The organism is Citrobacter sp. 21OH12SH02A-Citro, from assembly GCF_027919895.1.
Classification (GTDB): domain Bacteria; phylum Pseudomonadota; class Gammaproteobacteria; order Enterobacterales; family Enterobacteriaceae; genus Citrobacter; species Citrobacter braakii.
Genome location: NZ_CP114801.1, coordinates 2,043,807 through 2,063,414, shown reverse-complemented (window position 1 = coordinate 2,063,414; position 19,608 = coordinate 2,043,807). Strand labels below are relative to the sequence as shown.

24 protein-coding genes are annotated in these 19,608 nt (G+C 52.1%); 12 read left to right on the top strand and 12 right to left on the bottom strand.

All coding sequences use genetic code 11. From position 1 onward, the window contains the following. Window positions 1–126: 126 nt before the first annotated feature. From cspE to mgrB, 4 genes are all read right to left on the bottom strand, one after another. Window positions 127–336: a transcription antiterminator/RNA stability regulator CspE gene (gene cspE, locus O6D90_RS10015; RefSeq protein WP_001062678.1), complete on the bottom strand. Its 210-nt coding sequence runs from the start codon at window positions 334–336 to the stop codon at window positions 127–129. 12 nt (window positions 337–348) lie between these two features. Further along, window positions 349–492 carry a DUF2627 domain-containing protein gene (locus tag O6D90_RS10010; protein WP_006684179.1) on the bottom strand — a complete coding sequence of 48 codons (144 nt, stop codon included), beginning with the start codon at window positions 490–492 and terminating at the stop codon, window positions 349–351. A 636-nt stretch (window positions 493–1,128) separates the two neighbouring features. Continuing rightward, window positions 1,129–1,413, bottom strand: a complete 285-nt coding sequence (locus O6D90_RS10005; protein ID WP_016156797.1) for a YebO family protein — start codon at window positions 1,411–1,413, stop codon at window positions 1,129–1,131. Between the two features lie 74 nt (window positions 1,414–1,487). Then, window positions 1,488–1,631 (bottom strand): PhoP/PhoQ regulator MgrB, encoded by a 144-nt coding sequence (gene mgrB, locus O6D90_RS10000; RefSeq protein ID WP_016153402.1) that lies wholly within the window; start codon window positions 1,629–1,631, stop codon window positions 1,488–1,490. Between the two features lie 164 nt (window positions 1,632–1,795). Here mgrB and O6D90_RS09995 point away from each other — a divergent pair, with 164 nt between their 5' ends. Continuing rightward, window positions 1,796–2,035, top strand: a complete 240-nt coding sequence (locus tag O6D90_RS09995; RefSeq protein WP_016153403.1) for a YobH family protein — start codon at window positions 1,796–1,798, stop codon at window positions 2,033–2,035. Between the two features lie 112 nt (window positions 2,036–2,147). Here O6D90_RS09995 and kdgR read toward each other — a convergent pair whose 3' ends face one another. After that, window positions 2,148–2,939 (bottom strand): DNA-binding transcriptional regulator KdgR, encoded by a 792-nt coding sequence (gene kdgR / locus O6D90_RS09990; RefSeq protein ID WP_016156798.1) that lies wholly within the window; start codon window positions 2,937–2,939, stop codon window positions 2,148–2,150. Between the two features lie 174 nt (window positions 2,940–3,113). On the opposite strand from kdgR, the gene O6D90_RS09985 reads away from it, so the two are divergent. Continuing rightward, window positions 3,114–4,487 carry an MFS transporter gene (locus O6D90_RS09985; protein WP_016156799.1) on the top strand — a complete coding sequence of 458 codons (1,374 nt, stop codon included), beginning with the start codon at window positions 3,114–3,116 and terminating at the stop codon, window positions 4,485–4,487. Between the two features lie 50 nt (window positions 4,488–4,537). Here the strand turns inward: O6D90_RS09985 and icd are convergent, their stop codons facing one another. Continuing rightward, complete coding sequence (gene icd / locus O6D90_RS09980) at window positions 4,538–5,788, bottom strand: NADP-dependent isocitrate dehydrogenase (protein WP_003030769.1); 1,251 nt, start codon at window positions 5,786–5,788, stop codon at window positions 4,538–4,540. A 202-nt stretch (window positions 5,789–5,990) separates the two neighbouring features. Here icd and rluE point away from each other — a divergent pair, with 202 nt between their 5' ends. The 5 genes from rluE to purB are packed head-to-tail and all read left to right on the top strand — an operon-like array spanning window position 5,991 to window position 10,299. After that, window positions 5,991–6,614: a 23S rRNA pseudouridine(2457) synthase RluE gene (rluE, locus tag O6D90_RS09975; RefSeq protein ID WP_016156800.1), complete on the top strand. Its 624-nt coding sequence runs from the start codon at window positions 5,991–5,993 to the stop codon at window positions 6,612–6,614. Window positions 6,615–6,627: 13 nt separating this feature from the next. Continuing rightward, the gene (locus tag O6D90_RS09970; RefSeq protein ID WP_016156801.1) at window positions 6,628–7,089 is read left to right on the top strand and encodes an NUDIX hydrolase; all 462 of its coding nucleotides are present in this window, start codon (window positions 6,628–6,630) and stop codon (window positions 7,087–7,089) included. A 53-nt stretch (window positions 7,090–7,142) separates the two neighbouring features. Continuing rightward, complete coding sequence (mnmA, locus tag O6D90_RS09965) at window positions 7,143–8,249, top strand: tRNA 2-thiouridine(34) synthase MnmA (RefSeq protein ID WP_016156802.1); 1,107 nt, start codon at window positions 7,143–7,145, stop codon at window positions 8,247–8,249. Between the two features lie 34 nt (window positions 8,250–8,283). Beyond that, complete coding sequence (gene hflD / locus O6D90_RS09960) at window positions 8,284–8,925, top strand: high frequency lysogenization protein HflD (RefSeq protein WP_016153409.1); 642 nt, start codon at window positions 8,284–8,286, stop codon at window positions 8,923–8,925. 3 nt (window positions 8,926–8,928) lie between these two features. Then, the gene (gene purB, locus O6D90_RS09955) at window positions 8,929–10,299 is read left to right on the top strand and encodes an adenylosuccinate lyase (RefSeq protein ID WP_016153410.1); all 1,371 of its coding nucleotides are present in this window, start codon (window positions 8,929–8,931) and stop codon (window positions 10,297–10,299) included. A gap of 74 nt (window positions 10,300–10,373) precedes the next feature. Here the strand turns inward: purB and ruvB are convergent, their stop codons facing one another. The 6 genes from ruvB to aspS all read right to left on the bottom strand — a co-directional run bounded on the left by ruvB (window position 10,374) and on the right by aspS (window position 15,630). Next, entirely contained in the window at window positions 10,374–11,384 is a 1,011-nt protein-coding gene (gene ruvB / locus O6D90_RS09950) for a Holliday junction branch migration DNA helicase RuvB (RefSeq protein ID WP_016153411.1), read from the bottom strand. A gap of 8 nt (window positions 11,385–11,392) precedes the next feature. Then, the gene (gene ruvA, locus O6D90_RS09945; RefSeq protein ID WP_016153412.1) at window positions 11,393–12,004 is read right to left on the bottom strand and encodes a Holliday junction branch migration protein RuvA; all 612 of its coding nucleotides are present in this window, start codon (window positions 12,002–12,004) and stop codon (window positions 11,393–11,395) included. Window positions 12,005–12,084: 80 nt separating this feature from the next. Then, entirely contained in the window at window positions 12,085–12,606 is a 522-nt protein-coding gene (ruvC, locus tag O6D90_RS09940; protein WP_003034867.1) for a crossover junction endodeoxyribonuclease RuvC, read from the bottom strand. 34 nt (window positions 12,607–12,640) lie between these two features. Further along, window positions 12,641–13,384 (bottom strand): YebC/PmpR family DNA-binding transcriptional regulator, encoded by a 744-nt coding sequence (locus tag O6D90_RS09935; RefSeq protein ID WP_016153413.1) that lies wholly within the window; start codon window positions 13,382–13,384, stop codon window positions 12,641–12,643. Between the two features lie 28 nt (window positions 13,385–13,412). Then, window positions 13,413–13,856: a dihydroneopterin triphosphate diphosphatase gene (nudB, locus tag O6D90_RS09930; RefSeq protein WP_016153414.1), complete on the bottom strand. Its 444-nt coding sequence runs from the start codon at window positions 13,854–13,856 to the stop codon at window positions 13,413–13,415. Window position 13,857: 1 nt separating this feature from the next. After that, window positions 13,858–15,630, bottom strand: a complete 1,773-nt coding sequence (gene aspS, locus O6D90_RS09925; protein ID WP_016153415.1) for an aspartate--tRNA ligase — start codon at window positions 15,628–15,630, stop codon at window positions 13,858–13,860. Between the two features lie 264 nt (window positions 15,631–15,894). Here aspS and O6D90_RS09920 point away from each other — a divergent pair, with 264 nt between their 5' ends. From O6D90_RS09920 to cmoB, 5 genes are read left to right on the top strand one after another with little or no spacing between them, the layout of a single operon-like run. After that, on the top strand, window positions 15,895–16,461 hold the full coding sequence (locus O6D90_RS09920; protein WP_016156803.1) for a hydrolase: 567 nt from the start codon (window positions 15,895–15,897) through the stop codon (window positions 16,459–16,461). Further along, window positions 16,458–17,276: a DUF72 domain-containing protein gene (locus O6D90_RS09915; protein ID WP_016156804.1), complete on the top strand. Its 819-nt coding sequence runs from the start codon at window positions 16,458–16,460 to the stop codon at window positions 17,274–17,276. Before O6D90_RS09920 ends, O6D90_RS09915 begins: the two co-directional genes overlap by 4 nt. A 52-nt stretch (window positions 17,277–17,328) precedes the next feature. Beyond that, complete coding sequence (locus tag O6D90_RS09910) at window positions 17,329–17,724, top strand: MAPEG family protein (protein ID WP_016153418.1); 396 nt, start codon at window positions 17,329–17,331, stop codon at window positions 17,722–17,724. A gap of 40 nt (window positions 17,725–17,764) precedes the next feature. Next, the gene (gene cmoA / locus O6D90_RS09905) at window positions 17,765–18,508 is read left to right on the top strand and encodes a carboxy-S-adenosyl-L-methionine synthase CmoA (protein ID WP_016153419.1); all 744 of its coding nucleotides are present in this window, start codon (window positions 17,765–17,767) and stop codon (window positions 18,506–18,508) included. Further along, window positions 18,505–19,473 carry a tRNA 5-methoxyuridine(34)/uridine 5-oxyacetic acid(34) synthase CmoB gene (cmoB, locus tag O6D90_RS09900; RefSeq protein WP_016153420.1) on the top strand — a complete coding sequence of 323 codons (969 nt, stop codon included), beginning with the start codon at window positions 18,505–18,507 and terminating at the stop codon, window positions 19,471–19,473. The genes cmoA and cmoB overlap by 4 nt, the downstream gene beginning before the upstream one ends. Window positions 19,474–19,608: the final 135 nt, after the last annotated feature.

The window sequence follows — 19,608 nt, the reverse complement described above, 5'->3', positions numbered from 1 at the left end:
GCAACAAAGCGCTAATGGATGGGCATTCAGTAATATTTTGACGTAATTTGAATTAAAAAGCCCCGCATAAGCGAGGCTTTATATCTGAGATGGATGCGCAAAAGCGCTTCAAATCAGTGGTGTCGATCAGATAGCTGTTACGTTAACAGCAGCCGGACCTTTCTGGCCGTCCTGAATTTCGAACTCAACGTTCTGGCCTTCAGCCAGAGTTTTGAAGCCGTTACCCTGGATAGCGGAGAAGTGTACGAACACGTCTTTGCTGCCATCAGCCGGAGTAATGAAACCAAAACCTTTAGACTCGTTGAACCACTTAACTTGACCTTTAATCTTTGCCATTTGCAAAATTCCTTAGAGTATTTTCTTCGCCCGCGGGCATAACATAGATAAAACTGAGACATTACTGCTTGAGGCACTAATATAAGGTTCGGCAGAGAAGCGGTATTCAACGTCAACGTGTTTACTCAGGACTTCTTTACTGAAAATGCCACACATAAACAGAACTGTACCTCGTTTAACCCAAAACGTGTTATCACATACAACGTTAATAATGGCAAGCCATTTTTAAACGTGTCTCGATCGGTCGCACAAATCCCGTCGTCCATCAAACAGCAACTGCACAGTTATGCGCCAGATCGAGTAGAATTATATTCTCGCCTCTCTCCCCTATCCCCGCCTGACTTGCGCCATAGCCGGGATATTTCTACCATAGCTCAATAGCTTCAGTTGTTCCAGGTTATCTGTTACGGGTTCTGCCAGATATCATTTTTTATGCTTAGTAATGCATAAAATGTCACAAGCGTAAAAATGAGATCCGCCTTCTGGTTTTGCACCAAAATAATGAAAGAATGATGACAAGGCACAAAAAAAGTAAGAGAAACGTTTCGCTGTTAATAAAACGATCGTTATCACAAAAATGACATAATCATATTTTTTACGTATGGAAGATTATATTTATATCAGACTGGGGATAAGATATTAATTAGTCGGAGCATCTGAAAATACTGAGAATAGATGACTGCCCGGCCGCCAATTACACGACGGGGACAGAAGAAAATAATCTGACGCGCTGACGACAGGATGAAGCAACTGAGAACAACAACAGCCTTTCCTCATCCTGCCATACCTTTTTTACCGCTCAGCTACCAGGCGGATGATGTCATCGTCTTCATCCTTAATGGGCAGTGCAGTAGGCTCTGCTGCTTTCTCGGGTTCGTTAGCTTCGCAAAGGCGACGTAACAAAGCGTTCTGTCTTTTTTGCTGATCTAACAATGCTTCAAGCAGCTCAATCTGCTCGTTAGTACGCGAACTTGCCCGATTGATAAAAAACCAAAGAACAAGCCCAACAATCAGAACCACCACCGATACCGCTAAAGACGCAAAACTCAACGCGCCAGAATTCAAAACTTCGTTCATTTTACCACCTCAATGTAGACAGTGTAGTTTACCACTGCCGCACAAGAAGGTAATCAACTGTTGCGAAAATGCGCTTACCAGGGAATAAATTTATTGAAGGCACAAATACCGCTGAAAAATTGTACGTCCTGATCGCACATGATGTTGAACACCTGCGCCCACATCAGTATGCATACCAGTACAACAACAATCAGCACTACCCAGCGAATTTTTTTCACTCCAGCTCCACTCTTCAACTCCACATCTTATGTCTATAAATTATCATGCGTTACCTAAACCCAGCGTTAACTGTATAGGCATTCAATCTTTTTAGGAATGATTGACTTGTTTCATACCGTGTACAGGCTAATCTAATAACAATGAGAAAAGATAAGAGGTTGTAATGCGTCTGATTATCCGCGCTATTGTGTTGTTAGCTCTGGTTTGGATCGGTTTATTATTGAGCGGCTATGGAATTTTGATTGGAAGTAAGGAGAATGCTGCCGGTCTGGGTCTGCAATGCCAATATCTGACTGCCCGTGGAACCAGCACGGCACAGTACGTCCACACCAGTAGCGGTATCATTGGCCTGTCGGATTGTCCCCTGTTAAGGAAAAGCACGGTCATTATCGATAACGGCTAATAATGCAACATTACATTCGATACGTTTTTTACGCCAGGTAACGTTATGACTGTTCATAAAAAACCCCAGGTACAAAATACTTGGGGTTTTTTACATTCGCGATTACGTCAGATTAGAACGGATAGTCGTTATAGCCCATTTGTTCTGAAATCTTGCGCGCTGCCGTATGCAGCATTGCCACATACTCGTGTAAACGCTCTTCTGAGAAACGCAGCGTTGGGAATGAAATACTCAACCCCGCAATAACCACGCCGAAACGGTCAAACACCGGTACGCCGATGCAGCGCAGGCCTTCTTCCTGTTCTTCGTTATCTTCGCCGTAACCCTGCTCACGTACTTTATCCAGCAGTAGCAGTAATTCATCAGTATTCGTAATGGTACGATCGGTGCTGCGTTTGTACTCAATGCCATCCAGAATCTGCTTCACTTCATCGCGGTCACGCCATGCCAGTAGAACTTTACCGATAGCTGTACTGTACAGCGGATTACGACGACCAACGCGGGAATACATGCGCAGATTGTACATAGAGTCGATTTTGTGAATGTAGACAATGCTGTCTTCATCCAACGCACCGAGGTGTACAGTCTCTTTAGTCAGGCGCGAAAGTTCGCGCATCTGAATGTCAGCGCTACGGATAAGATCGACGTTTTGCAACGCGCGCGCGCCCAGCTCGAATAATTTCAGGGTCAGTGAGTATTTCTCTGACTCCCCTTCCTGTGCCACATAACCCAGCGTTTTCATGGTCTGCAAAAAGCGATAAACGGTGCTTTTCGACATCATGACGCGTTGCGACAACTCGGTAATACCAATTTCGCGCTCTTCACCCAGCGCCTGCAGAATGCCAAAAACTTTCAGCACGGAAGATACAGAATCGGGTTGCTTATCCAGATCTGCGATTGCCATTTATCACCCCTTTCGAGTGTTTTATAAAAATCAGAACCGGTTTTTATTATAATTTCACGTACCAACCCTCGCAATCGCTCTTTGCTCACTTAGTTACAAATCTGCGACCTAACACCTGAATATCAATGCTAAAATTATTACTCTCATCATAAATTCCACAAATATCGACTTTCTATGGAAAAAATTCAGGCCGATGGTCTGCCATTGCCCCAGCGATATGGCGCAATTTTAACCATTGTTATTGGCATTTCTATGGCAGTACTCGACGGTGCAATAGCGAACGTGGCCCTGCCAACTATCGCCGCCGATCTTCAGGCCTCACCTGCCAGCTCAATCTGGATTGTGAACGCCTATCAAATCGCGATCGTCGTTTCGCTCCTGTCCCTCTCTTTTTTAGGCGATATGTTCGGTTACCGGCGCATTTATAAGTGTGGCCTGGTCGTGTTCCTGCTTGCATCGCTATTTTGTGCCTTGTCAGATTCGTTGCACATGCTGACGCTGGCTCGCGTCGCCCAGGGTTTTGGCGGTGCGGCGCTAATGAGCGTGAATACGGCATTGATCCGACTTATTTATCCCCAGCGTCAGCTTGGGCGGGGGATGGGGATTAACTCTTTTATCGTCGCGGTCTCCTCGGCTGCGGGTCCGACCATTGCCGCAGCAATTCTTTCTATTGCCTCCTGGAAATGGCTGTTTCTAATTAACGTCCCGCTGGGAATAGTTGCCCTGTTGCTGGCGATGCGCTTTTTGCCGCCCAATGCGTCCCGCGGCACTAAACCACGCTTTGACCTGCCCAGTGCGATAATGAATGCCTTAACGTTTGGCTTGTTAATTACGGCGCTCAGCGGCTTTGCACAAGGACAGTCGCTAAAACTGATTGGTGCCGAGCTTGTGGCGCTTATGGTGGTAGGTTTTTTCTTTATCCGACGCCAGCTCGCGCTGGAGGTGCCGTTACTGCCGGTTGACCTGTTACGCATTCCACTGTTTTCACTCTCGATTTGTACCTCGATATGTTCATTCTGCGCACAAATGCTGGCATTGGTTTCCCTGCCCTTCTTTATGCAAACGGTGCTCGGACGCAGCGAGGTCGAAACAGGCCTGCTGTTGACGCCATGGCCGCTGGCAACCATGGTGATGGCGCCGCTGGCGGGATATCTGATTGAACGCATTCACGCCGGGCTGTTGGGCGCACTGGGCATGGCGTTGATGGCCAGTGGGTTGTTTTCGCTGGTGCTGCTGCCCGTTTCCCCCTCCGATTTTAATATCATCTGGCCGATGATTCTGTGCGGCGCGGGCTTTGGCTTGTTCCAGTCCCCAAATAATCACACCATCATCACCTCCGCGCCGCGTGAACGCAGCGGTGGGGCGAGCGGAATGCTGGGGACGGCGCGCTTGCTGGGTCAGAGTACCGGGGCCGCGCTGGTCGCGCTGATGCTAAACCAGTTTGGCGACAGTGGAACGCACGTCTCGCTGATAGCCGCAGGCATTCTGGCCTCGCTGGCAGCAATTGTGAGTGGTTTACGTATTACGCAACCGCGAGTTCAGGCATAAAAAAAACGGGAACCTCTCGGTTCCCGTTTTCACACAACCCAGTATCTGGATTACATGTTTTCGATGATTGCGTCGCCAAACTCTGAACATTTCAGCAGTTTAGCGCCATCCATCAGGCGTTCGAAATCGTAAGTTACGGTTTTCGCGTTAATCGCGCCTTCCATACCTTTAACAATCAGGTCAGCCGCTTCAACCCAACCCATGTGGCGCAGCATCATTTCAGCGGACAGAATAATGGAACCTGGGTTCACTTTATCCTGACCTGCATACTTCGGTGCAGTACCGTGGGTTGCTTCGAACAGCGCACATTCGTCACCGATGTTCGCGCCCGGCGCGATACCAATACCACCAACCTGTGCGGCCAGCGCATCGGAGATGTAGTCGCCGTTAAGGTTCATACAGGCAATCACATCATATTCAGCCGGACGCAGCAGGATCTGTTGCAGGAACGCATCGGCGATAACATCCTTAACCACGATCTCTTTACCGGTTTTCGGGTTCTTGATTTTCACCCACGGACCGCCGTCGATCAGTTCACCACCGAATTCTTCACGCGCTAACTGGTAGCCCCAGTCTTTGAACGCGCCTTCGGTGAATTTCATGATGTTACCTTTGTGTACCAGGGTAACAGAATCACGATCGTTAGCGATGGCGTATTCGATCGCCGCACGGACCAGACGTTTAGTCCCTTCTTCAGAACACGGTTTGATACCAATACCGCAATGCTCCGGGAAGCGGATTTTCTTCACGCCCATCTCTTCGCGCAGGAATTTAATCACTTTCTCGGCATCTGCAGAGTCCGCTTTCCATTCGATACCTGCGTAGATATCTTCGGAGTTTTCACGGAAGATGACCATGTCGGTCAGTTCAGGGTGCTTAACCGGGCTAGGCGTGCCCTGGTAATAACGCACCGGGCGCAGGCAGACATACAGGTCAAGTTCCTGACGCAGGGCAACGTTCAGAGAGCGAATACCGCCGCCAACTGGGGTGGTCAGTGGGCCTTTGATGGCAACACGATATTCACGAATCAGATCAAGGGTTTCAGCAGGCAGCCAGACGTCCTGGCCATAAACCTGAGTGGATTTCTCGCCGGTGTAGATTTCCATCCAGGAGATTTTACGCTCGCCTTTATAGGCTTTCTCGACAGCAGCATCGACAACTTTGATCATCGGTGGGGTTACATCAACGCCGATACCGTCGCCTTCAATGAACGGGATAATCGGATTTTCAGGAACGTTGAGTTTGCCGTTTTGCAGGGTGATCTTCTTACCTTCCGCCGGAACAACTACTTTGCTTTCCATTCACCTCTCCTTCGAGCGCTTCTGGTTCTGCTCGTCTGTCATCGCGCTGCATGTGCGTTTGCGTCCTGCTGCACGAATGCGTTAGAGCAATTTTTTGTTAATGTTTTGTAATGAGCATGTCAATACTACCCTAATGTTCGTCGCCATGAAAGACACTCGTTCTTAGGCTATAATGCGGCAATTGATATAATCTGAAAATACCATGCAAAAAACTTCTTTTAGAAATCACCGGGTTGAGCGATTCAGCTCACGACAAGTCACCAGGCAGCGTAAAGAAAACCAGCCAAAACGCGTGGTTTTGTTCAATAAACCCTACGATGTTTTGCCACAATTTACTGACGAGGCGGGCAGAAGCACGTTAAAAGATTTTATTCCCGTGCCGGGAATCTATGCTGCGGGCCGACTCGACCGGGACAGCGAAGGACTTTTGGTGCTGACCAATGACGGCGCGCTGCAGGCGCGGTTAACGCAACCTGGCAAGCGCACGGGGAAAATCTATTACGTCCAGGTCGAAGGCGAGCCGACAGCAGAAGCGCTGGATGCGCTGCGTACCGGGGTGACGCTCAATGATGGTCCCACGCTGCCCGCAGGTATTGAAATAGTAGAGGAACCCACCTGGCTGTGGCCGAGAAACCCGCCTATTCGGGAACGGAAAAATATCCCCACCAGTTGGCTGAAAGTTACTTTATATGAAGGCCGTAACCGCCAGGTTCGTCGTATGACAGCGCATGTTGGATTCCCGACGCTGCGCCTCATCCGCTATGCCATGGGAGATTACACGCTGGAAAATCTCGCCAACGGTCAATGGCGGGATGCAACTAACTGAATAAGGAACAGGTATGTTCAAACCGCACGTCACGGTCGCCTGCATTGTGCATGCAGAAGATAAGTTCTTAGTCGTTGAGGAAACAATCAATGGCAAAGCCCTGTGGAATCAACCTGCAGGACATCTGGAAGCGGATGAAACCCTGGTGCAAGCCGCCGCTCGCGAACTGTGGGAAGAGACGGGCATCAAAGCGCAGCCGCAAAACTTCATCCGGATGCATCAATGGATCGCGCCGGACAAAACGCCCTTTTTACGTTTTCTGTTTTCTATCGAGCTTGCCAATATGTGCGCTACTGAACCTCATGACAGCGATATAGATTGCTGTCGCTGGGTCAGCGCAGAAGAGGTTCTCTCAGCGCCAAATCTGCGTTCGCCGTTGGTTGCGGAGAGTATTCGTTGCTATCAGAGCGGACAGCGCTACCCGCTGGCGATGATCGGCGAATTTAACTGGCCGTTTACAGAGGGTGTCAAGTAAGGGGCTGCGTGCTAGAATATGCCGCCTTGAAGTTCAATGTCGTGAGTATTCCTATGTCTGAAAGCCCAAAAAAAGTGATCGTCGGCATGTCCGGCGGTGTCGATTCCTCCGTTTCTGCCTGGCTGTTGCAACAACAGGGTTATCAGGTAGAAGGCCTGTTTATGAAGAACTGGGAAGAGGACGATGGCGAGGAATATTGCACAGCGGCCGCCGATCTTGCGGATGCGCAGGCTGTCTGTGACAAACTCGGCATTGAACTGCATACCGTCAACTTTGCTGCAGAATACTGGGACAACGTCTTTGAACTGTTCCTTGAAGAGTACAAAGCGGGCCGTACGCCAAACCCCGATATTCTGTGCAATAAAGAAATCAAGTTTAAAGCCTTCCTCGAGTTTGCCGCCGAAGATTTAGGTGCCGATTATATCGCCACCGGTCACTACGTGCGCCGCGCCGACGTCGACAGCAAAAGCCGCCTGCTGCGTGGACTCGATGGCAATAAAGACCAGAGCTATTTCCTCTACACGCTCGGTCATGAACAAATCGCGCAGAGCCTGTTCCCGGTAGGCGAACTGGAAAAACCGCAGGTGCGTAAAATTGCCGAAGATCTCGGTCTGATTACGGCCAAGAAAAAAGACTCAACCGGTATCTGCTTCATCGGCGAACGTAAGTTCCGCGAGTTTCTCGGTCGTTATCTGCCGGCTCAGCCAGGCAAAATCATCACCGTTGATGGCGAAGAGATTGGCCAGCATCAGGGCCTGATGTACCACACGCTGGGTCAGCGTAAAGGTCTGGGCATTGGCGGGACGAAAGAAGGCACGGAAGATCCGTGGTACGTGGTGGATAAAGACGTCGAGAACAACATTCTGGTTGTTGCTCAGGGTCATGAACACCCGCGTCTGATGTCCGTTGGCCTGGTGGCGCAACAGCTGCACTGGGTCGATCGCGAACCGTTCACCGGCACAATGCGCTGCACGGTGAAAACCCGCTATCGTCAGACCGACATTCCGTGCACCGTTAAGGCGCTGGATGCTGAGCGTATTGAAGTCATTTTCGACGAGCCAGTCGCGGCGGTAACGCCGGGTCAGTCGGCTGTCTTTTACAATGGCGAAGTGTGCCTCGGCGGCGGCATTATCGAACAACGATTGCCTCTGCCGGTATAATTACTTACACATCTAATACAAGGAAGCAGTGAACGTGGCAAAGAATTATTATGACATCACCCTCGCTCTGGCAGGCATTTGTCAGTCGGCACGCCTGGTGCAGGAACTGGCGCACCAGGGGCATTGTGATGCCGATGCATTGCACGTTTCACTGAACAGTGTCATCGACATGAATCCCAGCTCTACGCTGGGCGTGTTTGGCGGTAGCGAGGCCAACCTGCGTTTAGGTCTGGAAACGATGCTCGGCGTGCTCAACGCCAGCAGTCGTCAGGGGCTGAACGCGGAACTCACCCGCTACACGTTAAGCCTGATGGTGCTGGAGCGTAAGCTGTCAGCCGCTAAAGGCGCTATGGACACGCTGGGAGACCGCATCAACGGCTTGCAGCGCCAACTGGACCATTTTGATTTGCAGTCAGAAACGTTGATGAGTGCGATGGCAGGCATTTATGTTGACGTCATCAGCCCACTCGGCCCACGTATTCAGGTTACGGGCTCCCCGGCCATCCTTCAGAGCCCACAGGTTCAGGCTAAAGTACGCGCTTCCCTGCTGGCTGGCATTCGCGCTGCCGTGCTCTGGCATCAGGTTGGTGGAGGCCGTCTGCAACTCATGTTTTCTCGTAATCGCCTGACGACTCAGGCTAAACAAATTCTTGCTCATTTAACCCCGGAGTTGTGATCTATGGAATTATCCTCACTGACCGCCGTTTCCCCTGTCGATGGACGCTACGGCGATAAAGTCAGCGCGCTGCGCGGGATTTTCAGCGAATACGGTTTGCTGAAATTCCGTGTACAAGTTGAAGTACGCTGGCTGCAAAAACTGGCCGCGCACGCAGCGATCAAGGAAGTTCCTGCTTTTGCTGCCGACGCAATCGGTTTCCTTGATGCGATTGTCGCTAACTTCAATGAAGAAGATGCCGCGCGTATCAAAACCATTGAGCGTACGACCAACCATGACGTGAAGGCAGTTGAGTATTTCCTGAAAGAGAAAGTGGCGGATATCCCGGAACTGCACGCTGTTTCCGAGTTCATCCACTTCGCGTGTACCTCAGAAGACATCAACAACCTGTCTCACGCGCTGATGCTGAAAACCGCCCGTGACGAAGTGGTTCTGCCGTACTGGCGCAAACTTATCGACGCGGTTAAAGATTTGTCCGTACAGTATCGCGATATTCCTCTGCTCTCCCGTACCCACGGTCAGCCAGCCACCCCGTCTACGCTGGGCAAAGAAATGGCTAACGTGGCTTACCGTATGGAGCGTCAGTACCGCCAGCTCAATCAGGTCGAAATCCTCGGCAAAATCAACGGTGCAGTCGGTAACTATAACGCCCACATCGCCGCTTATCCGGAAGTGGATTGGCATCAGTTCAGCGAAGAATTTGTCACCTCGCTGGGCATCCAGTGGAATCCGTACACCACGCAGATTGAGCCGCACGACTATATTGCCGAGCTGTTTGATTGCATCGCCCGTTTCAACACTATCCTGATCGACTTCGACCGCGATGTCTGGGGTTACGTGGCGCTGAACCATTTCAAACAGAAAACCATCGCGGGTGAAATTGGTTCCTCCACCATGCCGCACAAGGTGAACCCAATCGATTTCGAGAACTCCGAGGGTAACCTGGGCCTGTCTAACGCGGTTCTGCAGCATCTGGCGAGCAAACTGCCGGTCTCCCGCTGGCAGCGCGATCTGACGGACTCTACCGTTCTGCGTAACCTGGGCGTGGGGATTGGCTATGCGCTGATCGCTTATCAGTCCACGCTGAAAGGTGTGAGCAAACTGGAAGTGAACCGCGATCACCTGCTGGATGAACTGGATCATAACTGGGAAGTGCTGGCAGAGCCGATCCAGACCGTGATGCGTCGCTATGGCATTGAAAAACCATACGAGAAGCTGAAGGAACTGACCCGCGGCAAACGCGTTGACGCCGAAGGTATGAAGCAGTTTATCGACGGTCTGGCGCTGCCTGAAGACGAGAAAACACGCCTGAAAGCAATGACGCCGGCCAATTACATTGGTCGCGCCGTCACCATGGTTGATGAACTGAAGTAATCTGTTTTACGCCTGTCAGGCCTGCATCATATCGTAGGCCTGACAGGCGTAGCGCCATCAGGGATTATTGAGTCTTATGGCATTTCCGGCGGTGTAATACCAAAGTGGTTCCACGCCCGCACCGTTGCCATACGTCCGCGCGGAGTTCGCTGCAGAAAACCTTGCTGAATCAGATACGGTTCCAGCACGTCCTCAATGGTTTCACGCTCTTCCCCAATCGCCGCCGCCAGGTTATCCAGTCCGACCGGTCCACCGAAGAACTTATCGATAACCGCCAGCAGCAGCTTACGGTCCATATAATCGAATCCTTCCGCATCCACATTGAGCATATCCAGTGCCTGAGCGGCGATATCTGCTGAAATTGTGCCGTCATGCTTCACTTCGGAGAAGTCGCGTACCCGGCGTAATAAACGGTTGGCGATACGCGGCGTACCACGGGCGCGGCGTGCCACTTCCAATGCGCCTTCATCGCTCATTTCCAGCCCCATAAAGCGGGCGCTGCGTCCAACAATGTGCTGCAGGTCTGCCACCTGATAGAATTCCAGGCGCTGTACAATACCGAAGCGGTCACGCAGCGGAGACGTTAACGAACCGGCGCGCGTCGTCGCCCCGATCAGGGTAAACGGCGGCAGATCGATCTTAATCGAACGTGCGGCTGGTCCTTCGCCAATCATGATATCCAGCTGATAATCTTCCATCGCCGGATACAGCACCTCTTCCACCACCGGTGACAGGCGATGGATTTCATCGATAAACAGCACATCGTGCGGTTCAAGGTTGGTGAGCATTGCCGCCAGATCGCCCGCTTTTTCCAGTACCGGACCGGAAGTGGTGCGCAGATTAACGCCCATTTCATTGGCAACAATATTGGCAAGCGTGGTTTTACCGAGACCTGGAGGACCGAAAATCAGCAGGTGATCGAGGGCTTCACCGCGCAGCTTCGCCGCCTGGATAAAAATCTCCATTTGCGAACGCACCTGAGGCTGGCCAATATACTCTTCCAGCAACTTGGGGCGGATCGCGCGATCCACCAGATCTTCAGGGGTCGTGCTGACAGCCGAAATCAGGCGATCTGCTTCAATCATCCTTTACCTCACAATGCCGCGCGAAGCGCTTCACGAATCAGGGTTTCACTGCTGGCATCAGGGCGAGCGATTTTGCTCACCATGCGGCTGGCTTCCTGTGGTTTATAGCCTAACGCCACCAGCGCAGCAACCGCTTCCTGCTCGGCGTCATCCGTTGCAGGACTGGCCGGAGAGGTCAGGACCAGATCCGCCGCCGGCGTGAAGAGATCGCCATGCAGGCCTTTAAAGCGGTCTTTCATTTCCACAATCAAACGCTCTGCGGTTTTCTTACCTATGCCCGGTAATTTCACCAGCGCGCCAAGCTCTTCGCGCTCAACGGCATTAACGAACTGCTGTGCAGACATACCGGAGAGGATCGCCAGCGCCAGCTTCGGCCCGACGCCATTGGTTTTGATTAACTCTTTAAACAGCGTGCGTTCTTGTTTGTTGTTAAAACCATATAGCAGTTGAGCGTCTTCACGCACCACAAAATGGGTGAAGATAATCGCTTCCTGCCCGGCTTCCGGCAACTCGTAGAAACAGGTCATCGGCATATGGACTTCATAGCCTACTCCGCCGGTTTCCAGAAGGACCAACGGGGGTTGTTTTTCAAGAATGATGCCTCTGAGTCTGCCTATCACGTGACGCTCCTGCGTTAAGGGCTAAAAGGTAATGCGCTATCATAAAAAAAGGCTGGATAGATATCCAGCCTCATTTGTCACTAACGTAACCGACCTCGCGCCAGATTCAGCCGCGACTCGCTCATTTGCATGGCGTTCTGGCTGACGTGGCAATGGGTAATAGCAATCGCCAGCGCATCCGCGGCATCCGCCTGCGGATTTGCCGGGAGTTTTAGCAGCGTGCGTACCATATGCTGAACCTGGCTTTTTTCCGCGCTGCCGATACCCACCACGGTCTGTTTTACCTGGCGGGCCGCGTATTCAAAGACCGGAAGATCCTGATTAGTAGCCGCAACGATTGCCACGCCGCGCGCCTGCCCCAGCTTTAGCGCCGAGTCGGCATTCTTCGCCATAAAGACCTGCTCAATGGCAAAATAGTCGGGCTGGAACTGGGTGATGATTTCCGTCACGCCTGCATAAATCAACTTCAGACGTGAAGGAAGATCGTCGACTTTGGTGCGAATGCAGCCGCTACCGAGGTAGGTCAGCTGTCTGCCGACCTGACGAATTACGCCATAACCGGTGATGCGCGACCCCGGGTCAATGCCGAGAATGATAGACATCACGCATCTCCTGTTAGTTTATGGCTTAACCACATCATTCGAGCGTTGCAGCAACCTCATCGGAGATTTCGCCGTTGTGGTAAACTTCCTGCACGTCGTCGCAGTCTTCCAGCATATCGATCAGACGCATCAGCTTCGGCGCCGTTTCTGCATCCATATCCGCTTTGGTGGAGGGGATCATAGACACTTCAGCCGCGTCAGCTTTCAGACCAGCCGCTTCCAGCGCATCACGCACTTTGCCCATCTCTTCCCACGCGGTGTAAACGTCAATCGCGCCATCGTCGAAGGTCACAACGTCTTCAGCGCCCGCTTCCAGTGCCGCTTCCATAATGGCGTCTTCGTCGCCTTGTTCAAAAGAGATCACGCCTTTTTTGCTGAACAGGTAAGCTACGGAACCGTCGGTACCTAGGTTGCCGCCCGTTTTAGTGAATGCGTGACGCACTTCCGCAACGGTACGGTTACGGTTGTCAGACAGACACTCAATCATAACGGCTGTTCCGCCAGGGCCGTAACCTTCATAGATGATGGTTTCCATGTTCGCATCATCGTCGCCACCAACACCACGCGCGATTGCACGGTTCAGGGTGTCACGGGTCATGTTATTTGCCAGCGCTTTATCAACCGCGGCGCGCAGACGTGGGTTAGCATCCGGATCGCCGCCGCCCAGTTTGGCTGCCGTCACCAGCTCACGAATGATTTTGGTGAAAATTTTACCGCGTTTAGCATCCTGCGCTGCTTTACGATGTCTGGTGTTGGCCCATTTACTATGACCTGCCATAAATAATCTCTCCAAAAAGCGCGCCTTCTCAGGCGACGTTAATTACAAACTCTTCAATCGCCTGCCGGTTACTCCACGACTTGGTTAACTGCGCGGCTTCGTGCGCATTAACCCAACGGTAGGTCAGATGTTCGGTGAACACGATCTCTCGTTCAGAGGGAAGTGCCAGGCAAAACCAGGATTCAGTATTACGCTCAATTCCCGGCGCATAGCGATGACGTAAATGGCTAAAAATCTCAAATTCCACCGTGCGCTGACAGTCAATTAAGGTCAGTTGCTCAGTCGCAACATCAATGGCGACCTCTTCCTTTACTTCGCGCATCGCGGCTTGCGACGCGGTTTCACCCTCTTCAAGGCTGCCGGTGACCGACTGCCAGAAATCAGGATCGTCGCGTCGCTGTAACATCAGCACTCTCCCGGTGTCCTTTGCATAAATCACGACTAACACCGAGACAGGCTGTTTGTATCTCATATCAGTTATTCTCGGCCTTCTTAACAACCTGAATGCTCAGTTCCGCCAGCGCGGCTTCATTGGCAAAGCTTGGTGCTTCAGTCATCAGACATGCTGCAGCCGTGGTTTTCGGGAAGGCAATAACGTCACGAATGTTGTCAGTACCGGTCAGCAGCATAGTCAGACGATCCAGACCAAACGCCAGGCCCGCATGCGGCGGTGTACCGTATTTTAGCGCATCCAGCAGGAAGCCGAACTTCTCGCGCTGTTCTTGCTCGTTAATGCCCAGAATGCCGAATACAGTCTGCTGCATATCACCGTTGTGAATACGCACGGAACCACCGCCCACTTCATAGCCGTTGATGACCATATCGTACGCGTTGGCAACCGCGTCTTCCGGCGCAGCTTTCAGCTCAGCGGCAGTCATGTCTTTTGGCGCGGTGAACGGGTGGTGCATCGCGGTCAGACCGCCTTCACCATCATCTTCAAACATCGGGAAGTCGATAACCCACAGCGGCGCCCATTTGGCTTCGTCGGTAATGTTCAGGTCTTTGCCCAGTTTCAGACGCAGCGCGCCCATCGCGTCGGCAACCACTTTCTTGTTGTCGGCACCGAAGAAAATCATGTCGCCGTCTTGCGCACCAGTACGCTCCAGAATCGCATCTACGATTTCTGCGTTCAGGAACTTAGCAACCGGGCTGGTGATGCCTTCCAGGCCTTTCGCACGCTCGGTGACTTTGATGTAAGCCAGACCTTTCGCGCCGTAAATCTTAATAAAGTTACCGTAATCGTCGATCTGCTTACGGCTTAAGCTCGCACCGCCCGGTACACGCAGGGCAGCCACGCGGCCTTTCGCATCGTTCGCCGGACCAGAGAACACGGCGAACTCAACGCCTTTCACCAGATCGGCAACGTCAACCAGTTCCATCGGGTTACGCAGGTCTGGTTTATCAGAACCGTAACGACGCTCGGCTTCGGCAAAGGTCATGATCGGGAAATCACCCAGATCCACACCTTTAACTTCCAGCCACAGGTTACGCACCAGCGCTTCCATCACTTCACGCACCTGCGGCGCGGTCATGAAGGAAGTCTCAACGTCGATCTGAGTAAATTCAGGCTGACGGTCAGCACGTAAGTCTTCATCACGGAAGCATTTTACGATCTGATAGTAGCGGTCAAAACCGGACATCATCAGCAGCTGTTTAAACAGCTGAGGAGACTGCGGCAGCGCGTAGAACTTACCTTTATGAACACGAGAAGGAACCAGGTAATCGCGCGCGCCTTCCGGCGTAGCTTTGGTCAGCATCGGAGTTTCGATGTCGAGGAAGCCGTGATCGTCCATAAAACGACGCACCAGGCTGGTAATTTTTGCACGCGTTTTCAGGCGCTGCGCCATTTCAGGGCGACGCAGATCCAGGTAGCGATACTTCAGTCGCGCTTCTTCGGTGTTTACGTGGTTAGAGTCCAGCGGCAGCGAGTCTGAACGGTTGATGATGGTCAGATCGGAGGCCAGCACTTCAATTTCGCCAGTCGCCATATCGGCGTTGACGTTTTTCGCGTCACGCGCACGCACGGTGCCCGTAACCTGGATACAGAACTCATTACGCAGTTCGGAGGCCAGCTTTAACGCATCCGCACGGTCCGGATCGAAAAATACCTGCACGATACCTTCGCGGTCGCGCATATCGATAAAGATCAGGCTACCAAGATCACGACGACGGTTGACCCAACCACACAGAGTCACCTGCTGCCCCTCGTGGGACAGACGTAGCTGTCCGCAATATTCTGTACGCATGAGATATCCCTTAACTTTGCCGCAGGCGGATTGTCACCTGTCTCGCAGGTGACGAAGTCGCAGCTTTAGCTGAATGTCACAACTGAATGAAAAAAGGCGGCTATTATACTGGAAATTCTGCCGCACGATAAGTCCGGTACTGACTGTACGCCTGTTTCCTGGACGGGCATTGCGTAATCTCACAAAAAATAACAAAAATTGTCGTCCCTTTCACACTGATTCGCGATTAAGGTGTAACGGAATTCTTTTTTTACTGGAGTGATCATGCTGGAACTGAACGCAAAAACAACCGCTCTTGTTGTTATTGATCTACAGGAAGGTATCCTGCCTTTCGCTGGCGGCCCATACTCGGCAAACGACGTGGTTGCCCGCGCCGCGCAGTTGGCGGAAAAATTCCGTGCCCACGGTTCCCCGGTGGTAATGGTGCGCGTCGGCTGGTCTGACGATTATGCCGAAGCGCTGAAACAGCCAGTTGATGCTCACGCTCCGGCCAAAGCGTTACCCGAAAACTGGTGGAATTACCCGAGCGCTCTGGGTAAATGCGCCAGCGACCTCGAAGTGACCAAACGCCAGTGGGGGGCTTTCTACGGCACCGATCTGGAATTACAACTGCGTCGTCGGGGCATCGAGACCATCGTCCTGTGCGGCATTTCCACAAATATTGGCGTGGAGTCAACGGCGCGAAATGCGTGGGAGCTGGGTTTTAATCTGATCGTTGCAGAAAACGCCTGTAGTGCCGCCAGCGCTGAGCAACATCAGGGCAGCATGACGCATATTTTCCCGCGTATCGCACGCGTACGCAGCGTGGACGAGATCCTGCAAGCGCTATGATTTATATCGGTTTACCCCAGTGGGCGCATCCCAAATGGGTGCGTCTGGGGATCACCAGCCTTGAAGAGTATGCCCGCCACTTTAACTGTGTGGAGGGCAATACCACGCTGTACGCGCTGCCAAAAGCCGACATTGTGGCCCGCTGGCATGCGCAGACTACCGATGCGTTTCGATTTTGTTTTAAGTTTCCGGCCACCATTTCGCATCAGGCCGCACTGCGTAATTGCGATGACCTGGTACAAGAGTTTTTCACGCGCATGTCGCCACTTGAATCACGCATTGGGCAATACTGGCTGCAATTACCCGCAACTTTTGGCCCGCACGACCTGCCAGCCTTGTGGCAGTTTCTCGATGCGCTCCCCAAATCCTTTACCTACGGTGTGGAAGTTCGCCATCCGGACTTCTTTGCCAAAGGCGAAACAGAGCAACGATTCAATCGAGGCCTACATGAGCGCAGGGTAAATCGGGTGATTCTGGACAGTCGACCGGTACATGCCGCAATACCACATACTGAAGCGATACGTGACGCCCAGCGCAAGAAGCCAAAGGTTCCGGTGCATGCAGTGGTGACGGCAAACCATCCGATGGTACGCTTTATCGGCAGCGATAATATGGCACAAAACAGCGCGCTTTTTGCCGTCTGGCTGACCAAGCTGTCGCAATGGCAACAAACCACAACGCCGTATCTGTTTTTACATACCCCGGATATCGCGCAGGCCCCGGAGCTTGTCGATACGCTATGGGCAAATTTACGCAGCGCCCTGCCAGAGATCGGATCAGCTCCGTCTATTCCACAGCAATCTTCTCTTTTCTGAAAATGCCACCTATCATAGTCAATGCCATCAGCCATTTTAAAAGGGAGTTTGTATGGTAAGCGCGCTTTATGCCGTATTGGGTGCGTTATTGTTAATTAAGTTCTCCTTTGACGTCGTTCGCCTGCGCATGCAATACCGCGTTGCATATGGTGACGGAGGTTTTAGCGAACTACAAAGCGCTATCCGCATTCACGGTAATGCGGTGGAATATATTCCCGTCGCATTGGTGCTGCTGTTATTTATGGAAATGAACGGCGCAGAAACGTGGATGGTGCATATTTGCGGGCTGATTCTGATTGCCGGGCGACTGATGCATTATTACGGATTCCACCACCGGCTTTTCCGCTGGCGCCGTTCAGGCATGAGCGCGACCTGGTGTTCGCTGTTGCTAATGGTGCTGGCGAATCTTTGGTATATGCCCTGGGAGTTGGTTTTCTCCCTGCATTAGCGCACAATACGCCACTTTATTTTTCCCGGATTTTTACGTTATGTCTCACCGCGACACGCTTTTTTCTGCGCCTATCGCCAGTCTGGGTGACTGGACCTTTGATGAACGGGTAGCTGAAGTCTTCCCGGATATGATCCAGCGATCCGTTCCTGGCTATTCCAATATCATTTCTATGATTGGGATGTTGGCCGAACGTTTCGTACAACCCAACACACAGGTCTACGATCTGGGCTGTTCTCTGGGCGCGGCGACGCTCTCGGTGCGTCGCAATATTCATCACGAGAATTGCAAAATTATTGCCGTCGATAACTCCCCGGCCATGGTTGAGCGCTGCCGCCGTCATATTGACGCCTATAAAGCGCCGACACCGGTTGACGTTGTCGAAGGCGATATTCGCAACATTACTATCGAAAACGCCTCGATGGTGGTGCTGAATTTTACCCTGCAATTCCTTGAGCCACCTGAGCGCCAGGCATTGTTGGATAAGATTTATCAGGGGCTGAACCCCGGCGGCGCGCTGGTACTGTCTGAAAAATTCAGTTTCGAAGACGCTAACGTTGGCGAGCTGCTGTTCAACATGCACCACGATTTCAAACGGGCAAATGGCTATAGCGAGCTGGAAATCAGCCAAAAGCGCAGCATGCTGGAGAACGTGATGCTGACCGATTCGGTCGAAACGCACAAAGCGAGACTGCATCAGGCGGGCTTTGAACACAGCGAATTGTGGTTCCAGTGCTTTAACTTTGGTTCTCTGGTGGCACTGAAAGCTGAGGTTAGCGCATGATCGACTTTGGTAACTTTTATCAACTGATTGCCAAAAATCACCTTTCCCATTGGCTGGAAACGCTCCCGGCGCAAATCGCGACCTGGCAGCGCGATCAGCACGGCTTGTTTAAGCAGTGGTCAAATGCCGTCGAGTTTCTGCCCGAGCTGACGCCGCATCGCCTGGACTTACTGCATAGCGTTACCGCCGAAAGCGATGAGCCGCTCAGCGACGGTCAGCTCAAACGTATCGACACCCTGATGCGTAACCTGATGCCATGGCGTAAAGGGCCGTACTCGTTGTACGGCGTCAATATAGATACCGAGTGGCGCTCGGACTGGAAATGGGATCGCGTTCTGCCGCACTTGTCTGACCTCACCGGGCGCACCATTCTTGATGTCGGCTGCGGGAGTGGATATCACATGTGGCGCATGATTGGCGCGGGGGCGCATCTGGCAGTTGGTATCGATCCTACCCAGCTGTTTCTGTGCCAGTTTGAGGCAGTACGTAAACTGCTGGGCAATGACCAACGCGCTCACCTGCTGCCGCTGGGTATTGAGCAGCTTCCGGCGCTCAACGCCTTTGATACCGTATTCTCCATGGGAGTGCTTTATCACCGCCGTTCACCGCTGGAACACCTGTGGCAGTTGAAGGATCAGTTGGTGAAAGATGGCGAACTGGTACTGGAAACGCTGGTCGTCGAAGGTGATGAAAATACCGTACTGGTACCGGGCGATCGCTACGCGCAGATGCGTAACGTTTACTTTATTCCTTCTGCGCTGGCGTTAAAAAATTGGCTGGAAAAATGTGGGTTTGTTGATGTGCGCATTGCTGATGTCTGCGTCACCACCACCGAAGAGCAGCGCCGCACCGAGTGGATGATAACCGAATCACTGGCCGACTTCCTCGACCCGAACGATCACAGCAAAACGGTGGAAGGCTACCCGGCCCCATTACGCGCGGTATTGATTGCACGTAAGCCGTAGTTATTTTTGCCAGATAGCACTCTTTCTGCAAAATAGTTCAACTTGCAGCAAGGCAGACAACTCCGCTGCGGCTTGAAATATGCAGGATAAAAAAAGGCCCCTGTTGAAATTGCAGGGGCCTGGTACGAGCAAGCA